The sequence below is a fragment of the Streptomyces sp. NPDC014656 genome, assembly GCF_043084305.1.
GTDB lineage: Bacteria > Actinomycetota > Actinomycetes > Streptomycetales > Streptomycetaceae > Streptomyces.
Map to the genome: position 1 here is coordinate 1 of NZ_JBIBZN010000036.1, position 7140 is coordinate 7140.

Consider the following 7140-nt stretch of genomic DNA (forward strand, 5'->3'; position numbering starts at 1 on the left):
AGGAGCAGAAACAGCACACCGCAGCGGCAGGAACACCCACCGACAACCACACACCCGTATGCGATTTCCACATGTGACATACAGAACCCAGCCCCGCAGACGCGAGGAGCAGGGCTGGTCAGTGCACCGGAACTCGGCCGCGCCGGGTCCATCCCCGCGGGCGCGGGGAGCAGTCGATCGGCCCCTCCTGCACGTTGCTCCGGCCGGGTCCATCCCCGCGGGCGCGGGGAGCAGCCTTCCTGACCTGCAGTTCTACCCGACGATGGCCCGCTCCCTAGCAACTTTCACCGAAACAGACAAAACACTCCCAGGGGCCACCCATGGTGAGCCCAGTGGTGAGCAACCCCGGGCATGGTGAGTTCGGTGGTGAGCATGGTAGTGAGTACCCATGAGCATGGTGAACTCAGTGGCGAACGACCACAATGACCGCTCCCCCCACTCACCACGACCACCGACAGCAGCGACCCAAGCGACCGAAGAACCGACACAGCACCACCACCAAACCCTGCTTCAGCACCCACACCCGAAGGTGAGTCCCGTAGGCGCGGGGAGCAGCGGACTGGGACCGCGGCACGGCCGACTCGTCTGAGGGTCCACCCCGCAGACGCGGAGCAGTTCAGCGTGTCGGTGGGTCCATCCCGCGCGAGCGGAGAGCAGCAGTGGTGTGGGTGTGGTTCAGGCGGCGTCGTGGGTCCATCCCCGCGCGTGCGGGAGCAGGTCCCGCGCCTTGCCCCCTGCCAGTCCTCGAAGGGGCCATCCCCGCGGACGCGGGGAGCAGCAGCCGCACCGCATGGATGAGTTCGGCCGCGGGGGGCCACCCCCGCGTGCGCGGGGAGCAGCTTCCTGATCTGCAGTTCTCCCCGAAGCCGGCCCGCGCCCAAGCAGCTTTCACCGAAACAGACAAACCACCCCGCCCCTCCCCCTCCGACACAGAACAGCGACCCAAGCGACCAAGCCCCGAACATCCCCGCAGGTACGGAAAGCGCATCTTGGCGCCGTCCTGGGCGTACCCGGTGAAGGAGCCATCCCGCGCAGGCGGGGAGCAGATGCAGCAGCTCCTGGCCTCCGTCCGCACAGAGGGACCATCCCCGCAGGCGCAGGGAGCAGCCGGAGTCCATCCCGGCCACGCAGATCTGCGTGGGGCCATCCCCGCGGGGGGGCAGTCGTCCCACCTCGTCACCTTGCCGTTCGGCGTGGGGCCATCCCCATGACCGCCCAGCGCTCCACCAGTGCCGTCAGTCGGCTTCGCGTGCCTCGTCCAGCGAGACTCCCAGGACTGCGGTGGCGCGGGTGAGCCAGTCCGAGAGAACCGCGATCTCTGAGGGAGAGTAGTCGGCGAAGAGGTCGGCCATGCGGCGGTAGTTGCCTCCGTACGCTTCGAAGAGGCGTCCGGCGGCTGAGGCGTTGGAGACGACGTACACCCGTCTGCGGTCGTTCGGATCGTTCTCGCGCCGGGCGTATCCGGCGCGTTCGAGGCGGTTGATGACACCGGTGATCGCGCCGGTGGTCAGGTTCGCCCGCTGTGCCAGATCGCCCGCGCTGACGGATTCCCCGGCTGTCTCCGCTTCCAGGACGAAGCCGAGGCAGGTGAGGTCGGTGACGTTCAGGCCCAGGCGCTGTGCCATGTGGTGTTGCGCCACGATGCCCAGCGCGATGAGCCGGTCCATCTGGGCGTGGGCCTGCTCCCGGGTGGCAGGGGGGCGCGCCTTGTCGACCAATGCAAGAATCCCTTACAGTCTAAGTAACTTAGCTCATGAGATAAATCTTCTCTTGGGCCAGCCTATCCCTGCCATCAGGAAGGACCTTTCATGAGCGCGCACGGCGACGTGGACCTCGGGCACACACTGGCCGGCTGGACGGGCACGGGACTCGCGGTCGCCGGCCTCAGCGTCCTCGGCCTCGCGGTTGTCGCCGTCTCTCCGCCGCTTTTCCTGCTCGGCACCGGCCTCGGCCTCCTGGCCGGCGTCACGACCTGGATGCTCCACCTCGCCGGATGGGGCAAGCCCAGCGGGCCCCGCCCCCGGGAAGACTGGCCCTGGCGGGTACGGGACCTCGGGGCGCGCCGGGGCCACCCCGACTGCCCGGGATGCCGCATCGCCGGCCGACGACCCGCGACCGCCGCGGTCGGCACGACCGCCACGGCCGGCCGGGTGGCGCCGGATCAGACGGAATCAACAGTTCCGGGTCCCGCCCAGCAGCACCGAGAAAACTCCCCCGTTCCGGGGTGAAACCAAGCTTTCACAGGACGAGGAAGCACTGATCGAGACTGCTGCGGACCCGAACCCTTTCCCACGCCGGCGGTACACAATCGCTTCCACCGCGACCAGCGCGACACAGGAACAGACCGACCGGCCCCTCCCCCACCACCCCAGACAGCAACACAAACGACCAAACCCCGAACAACCCCACAGACACAAGGAACAGCCCGCCGAACGACACGAGGAATCGGCCACAGGACCATCCCCGTACGTACGGGAGCAGGGACGGTGGTTGCTCGGTGGCACGCACGATGGCGGGCCCGTCCCCGCGAGTGGGGGCCGTCGCGGCACCCCATCGACTGGAGTCCGCCCCGGTTCCGCCGTACCCAGCGCACCGCCACCCACCTAGAACCGTGGCGTGCCTGGTACGAACGGGACCGCCTGTCGCTCCAAGACATCGCCGACCGTGAAGGAACCAGCCTCGCCACCGTGCGTCTTGCCTTCCTCAAGAACGGGGCCCCGCTGCGCCCCGCCGGGTCCTATCCGGGCCGCCCTCGGCGGAGGTGATCTTTCTTGTCCGGGGAGGCCACGGGGGCCTCCTCCCGACTACAGGGGCAGGGCCGGTCGTCGATGACGTTCTTCATGACGAGGGTTGACGTCGGGCGCTGGACCCCGGGCAGCTGGGCAAGCTGCTGGTCGTAGAGCTGCTGGAAGGCGGCCAGGTCGGCGGTGGCGACGCGCAGGAGGTAGTCAGGTTCGCCGTCCGACATCGGCCCCAGGGGCAACGCAGTTGGCCGGCGGGGCTTGTGGTGGCCCGGCATCGGTTTGCCGGGCCGCCTTCGGTCAGTGGGCGTGGGTGCGCTGTTCGAGGCGGGTGCCGTGGCGCAGGGTGATCGACATCAGGTCGCTGGGGGCGTCCAGTTCCAGGCGGTGCCAGCGGCCCCGGGGGACGACCACGGCGGTGCCTGCCTGCAACCGCACCATGTCCTCGGTGCCGCCGGGCGCGTCGGGACGGAAGTAGAGGCGCACACCGCCGGTCAGGCAGCACACCGCTTCCTCCGCCTCCGGGTGCATCTCCCAGTGGTCGGCGTGCACATCGGCATCGGTCTCCACGTGGAACGTGGCGATCTGCCAGGTCCTGGAGGTGCTGCTGGTCATCTGGCGCTCGACGGCTCGGACGTCGCCGTCGGGGTGGAAGTGCAGCGCCGAGGCGAACAGGTCGACGACGGTGGTCTTCATGACGGTGTTCCTTCCAGTTGGTTGTCTGCGGTGGCGGTGGACTGTGGTGACCGTGTGGCGGTCCGGCGACGTGGCAGTACGGTGATCGCCACGACCGCCGCGAGCACGAAGACGGCGGCGGCGATGGCAAGGCCCAGGGCGTAGCCGGCATTGAGCGCGGCTGGGTCGGTGGCCGTGCCGGTGTGATGTGCGGCGGCGGTGGCGAGGACGGCCAGGCCGATGGAGCCGCCGAGTTGGCGGGAGCTGTTCATCAGGCCGGAGGCCATGCCGGCCTCGCTGGGAGGGACCCCCGTGGTTGCAGCGGCGGCGACCGGGGCCAGGACCAGTCCGGCGCCGAGACTGGTGACGAGGGACGGGCCGAGTACGTCGGTGAGGAAGCTGCCGTCGGGGCTGATGAGCGCGAACCATGCCAGGCCCCCGGCGGCCAGCAGGGCGCCGGGCACCAGGGACACCCGGGGCGTGCGGGAGGCGGTGAGACGGGTGGCCGCGATGGTTCCCGCGACCAGGCCCAGGGAGAAGGGCAGGAAGGCGATGCCGGTCGCCGCGGCCCCCATGCCCAGGACCTGTTGCATGTACAGGGACACGAAGTAGAACGCGGTGAACTGCCCGGCCGCGGCCAGGAACACGAGCACGTTCGCGCCGCCGATCCAGCGGCTGCGCAGCAGGCCGAGGCGGAGCAGAGGTGTGGTGGCCCTTGACTCGACGACGACGAAGGCGGTCAGTAGCACGGCCGCGGCGCCGAGGGTCGCCCACGTGGTACGGGAGCTCCAGCCGAGGGTGTCGGTGCGGACGACACCGAGTACGAGCAGTCCGACTCCGCCGGTCGCCAGGGCGGCGCCCGGCGCGTCCAGCCTCTCGCGCCGGGCGGGTGACCCTCCGGCAGGCACTCCCGCGGGGACGAGGGCGAGCGCCACCGCCACGATGGGGAGATTGATCAGCATGATCCAGCGCCAGCCCGCGTACTGGGTGAGCAGTCCACCCGCCAGTACGCCCAGGGCTCCACCCGCGGCGTTCACCGCGCTCCACACCCCCAGCGCGCGGACACGCCGGGGGCCTTCGGCGAAGGTGGTGGTGAGCATCGCCAGCGCGGCGGGCGCCGCCACGGCGGCGCCCAGGCCCTGTCCGGCGCGGGCGGCAACCAGGTGCCAGGGGGTCTGGGCCAGCCCGCCCGCCAGAGAGCACAGCCCGAAGACTGTCAGCCCCAGGACGAACATCCGACGCCGGCCGTACAGGTCGCAGGCGCGGCCGCCCAGCAGCAGGAACCCGCCGAACGCGAGCGCGTAGACGTGCACGACCCACGACAGGTCGAGCGGCGTGAATCCCAGCGCCGTGCGGATCGCGGGTAAGGCGACGTTGACCACGGACATGTCCAGGGCGCACACGAACTGGGCGACGGCGGCTGCCGCCAGCACCACTCCGGGCTTCCCTCCAGAGTTTCTATACATGTAAGAAAAGTAAGCGGCGGGGTACACCGCTGTCCACACCTGAGGAATGATGGGGGGCATGCCGCGACCGTCCGCACCTCGCAAAACCCTGGGCCGACCTCCCCGTATCTCTCGCGAGGAGATCATCGAGGCAGCTCGTCGGATCATGGATGAGGGAGGCGCGGACCGGCTGACCATGCGGCGACTGGCCACGGAGGTCGGCAGTACGCCGATGGCGCTCTACCACCACGTCCGCGACAAGGAGGAGCTGCTCGTCCTCCTGCTCGACGACTATGCCACCCGAACCCTGCGCCGGCCCGAACTGCCCGGCCGTCCTCGCGAGCGGACCATCGCCGCCGCCACCGCGGTCCACGAGGCGCTCTCCGCCTGCCCTTGGATCACGGAGGTGCTGACCGCCGACGACTTGATGTCCACGTCCGCGCTGTGGTTCGTCGAGCAGATCGTCGATGGCCTGGTCGCGTGCGGACTGACCCCCGAACAGGCCGTCCGCGGATACCGCGCGATCTGGTACTACACCGCCGGAGAGATCATGGTCCGCGCGGCCGCGGCCCGGCGCCGCGCGGACGACGACCGTACGACCTACCGGGAGCGAGTCTTCGCCGATCTCGACCCGGGCGAGCTTCCCCGCTTGGCCAAGGTCGCGGACCGCTGGGCGTCGCTGACCGCCGAAGACACCTACCTGGACGGACTCCGAGCGCTGGTGGACGGCCTCCTCGCCACCCGCTGACGGAGCGCCGCCCGTGAACGCTTCAGGACCCGCGACGCTGACATGCCGTAAGCGTGCCAGCCCCCTTCTCCCCTACCGAGGATGGTCGCCTCGAGCCGGGGCGGGCAGCCGCCCTTCCCCGCGGATCGGGATTCCGCCGCCCGGGGCGCGGGGCATGGGGCTCCGATGGCGCGGACGGTGAGCAGGTGCGCCTCCTTCGCCTCCCGCGTCTACTGGGCGATGACCCACGTCATGATCCGCCGCCGCACCGGCATGAACACCGTCACCCGACGCGAGCCGCAGGCGGTGGCAGCGTGAGCCTCCAGCCCCTGCTCAATGTTTTGGACCTCCAGGAAGATGCCGCCTGGGCCCTAGCCGACGGCCTCCGCGCACTGATCGGGGGCTTTCAGGCCCAGTTACGGGAGGTCGCGATGTACCTGGAGCACTTCGCGATCATCCGCATGACCGTCGCCGGCCGGCTCCCGGCCGTCGCGCCGGCCCTGCCCGAGCTCCCGGACCCCCGCATCCTCACCGCCTTCAACCATGCGACCGGACCGCCACGGGCCAAGAAAATTTGCGAAGCCCTCGGCCACGAACTGCTGCCGAAGAGTATCGAAGGGACCCGCGCCAAGCTGAATCGCCTGGTCAGACTCGGGATCCTCACCGAAGCCGACACCGGCCACTTCGCCAGGAAGCAGTAGCCAGCGCCCCTGCCCCAGACATCACCCAGCAACGGATACCAGCTCACGGACCACCATGTCAGGAGTTCTTGACGGTGATGTCCCCGTTGCTGCTCTTCAGGTCGAGTCGGAACTTACCCGACGGATCGTCGGAGACGCCGATGGTCTTGTCGCCGTTGTTCGTGTCGGCCATCACCTGATATTCGGCCTTCGGCAGGGTCAGGGTGATGGCCCCGTTGGACGTACTGGCCTGCACGTCCAGCGGTGTTGCCGGGGTCAGGTTGATCTCGCCGTTGGTGGTCTGTGCCTGGATCCGCGTGCCCTTGATGTCCTGCCCTGTGATCCTGCCGTTGGAGGTCTTCACTTCCACCGCGCCGGATACGCCGTTCATTTCAATGCGTCCGGAACCGGTGGTCACCTTCACGGCCCCCACCTTGGTCAGGTGGATGCTGCCGCTGGACACCTCCCCGCTCACCGGGACACCGACGGGCACGTCGACGGTGTAGTTGACCGAGCAACGGCTGCCACAGCCGCCGAGGATCAGCACGCCGTTCTCGATCCGGTGGGTGGCACCCTGGGGCTTGTCGCCGCGGTACTCGACCTCACGGCGCAAAGACAGTTTCCCTCTGCCTTCCCTTCCATTGACGGTGACGCCGCCCGACCCGTTCTCCAGCCGCACGGAGGTGATCTTCCCGGACAGCGTGCTGTCGTCCCCGAAGGTCTCACCCTTCACCAGACCGCACGCGGCGAGCCCGCCGGCTGCGATCCCGGCCGCCACTAACTGATCGTTTCAGAATGAGTTCGGTGTGAGGGCTTGGCGGTCGGGTCTGGTGGCGGCAGAGTGGTGCGGGTGTCGGATGATCTTGTGCCTG

The 7140-nt window shown here is 69.3% G+C and carries 7 protein-coding genes and 2 pseudogenes; 4 read left to right on the forward strand and 5 right to left on the reverse strand.

Going from position 1 to position 7140, the window contains the following annotated elements; genetic code table 11:
* Positions 1–1235: 1235 nt before the first annotated feature.
* On the reverse strand, positions 1236–1667 hold the full coding sequence (locus ACF1ED_RS37105; protein WP_391767787.1) for a MarR family transcriptional regulator: 432 nt from the start codon (positions 1665–1667) through the stop codon (positions 1236–1238).
* Positions 1668–1808: 141 nt separating this feature from the next.
* Here ACF1ED_RS37105 and ACF1ED_RS37110 point away from each other — a divergent pair, with 141 nt between their 5' ends.
* Positions 1809–2228, forward strand: a complete 420-nt coding sequence (locus tag ACF1ED_RS37110; protein WP_391767781.1) for an HGxxPAAW family protein — start codon at positions 1809–1811, stop codon at positions 2226–2228.
* 509 nt (positions 2229–2737) lie between these two features.
* Here the strand turns inward: ACF1ED_RS37110 and ACF1ED_RS37115 are convergent.
* From ACF1ED_RS37115 to ACF1ED_RS37125, 3 genes and pseudogenes are all read right to left on the reverse strand, one after another.
* Positions 2738–2959, reverse strand: a pseudogene (locus ACF1ED_RS37115) (Lrp/AsnC ligand binding domain-containing protein); the annotation flags it as partial.
* 82 nt (positions 2960–3041) lie between these two features.
* On the reverse strand, positions 3042–3437 hold the full coding sequence (locus ACF1ED_RS37120; protein ID WP_391767782.1) for a cupin: 396 nt from the start codon (positions 3435–3437) through the stop codon (positions 3042–3044).
* The gene (locus ACF1ED_RS37125; RefSeq protein ID WP_391767783.1) at positions 3434–4882 is read right to left on the reverse strand and encodes an MFS transporter; all 1449 of its coding nucleotides are present in this window, start codon (positions 4880–4882) and stop codon (positions 3434–3436) included. The genes ACF1ED_RS37120 and ACF1ED_RS37125 overlap by 4 nt, the downstream gene beginning before the upstream one ends.
* A 58-nt stretch (positions 4883–4940) precedes the next feature.
* On the opposite strand from ACF1ED_RS37125, the gene ACF1ED_RS37130 reads away from it, so the two are divergent.
* The 3 genes and pseudogenes from ACF1ED_RS37130 to ACF1ED_RS37140 all read left to right on the forward strand — a co-directional run bounded on the left by ACF1ED_RS37130 (position 4941) and on the right by ACF1ED_RS37140 (position 6289).
* A complete protein-coding gene (locus ACF1ED_RS37130) occupies positions 4941–5609 on the forward strand; it encodes a TetR/AcrR family transcriptional regulator (protein ID WP_391767784.1) in 669 nt (222 codons plus the stop codon).
* Positions 5610–5792: 183 nt separating this feature from the next.
* Positions 5793–5906 (forward strand): annotated as a pseudogene (locus ACF1ED_RS37135) (IS5/IS1182 family transposase); the annotation flags it as partial.
* Positions 5903–6289: a hypothetical protein gene (locus tag ACF1ED_RS37140; protein WP_391767785.1), complete on the forward strand. Its 387-nt coding sequence runs from the start codon at positions 5903–5905 to the stop codon at positions 6287–6289. The pseudogene ACF1ED_RS37135 and the gene ACF1ED_RS37140, both read left to right, overlap by 4 nt.
* Before the next feature lie 58 nt (positions 6290–6347).
* Here ACF1ED_RS37140 and ACF1ED_RS37145 read toward each other — a convergent pair whose 3' ends face one another.
* Positions 6348–7046: a DUF4097 domain-containing protein gene (locus tag ACF1ED_RS37145; protein ID WP_391767786.1), complete on the reverse strand. Its 699-nt coding sequence runs from the start codon at positions 7044–7046 to the stop codon at positions 6348–6350.
* Positions 7047–7140: the final 94 nt, after the last annotated feature.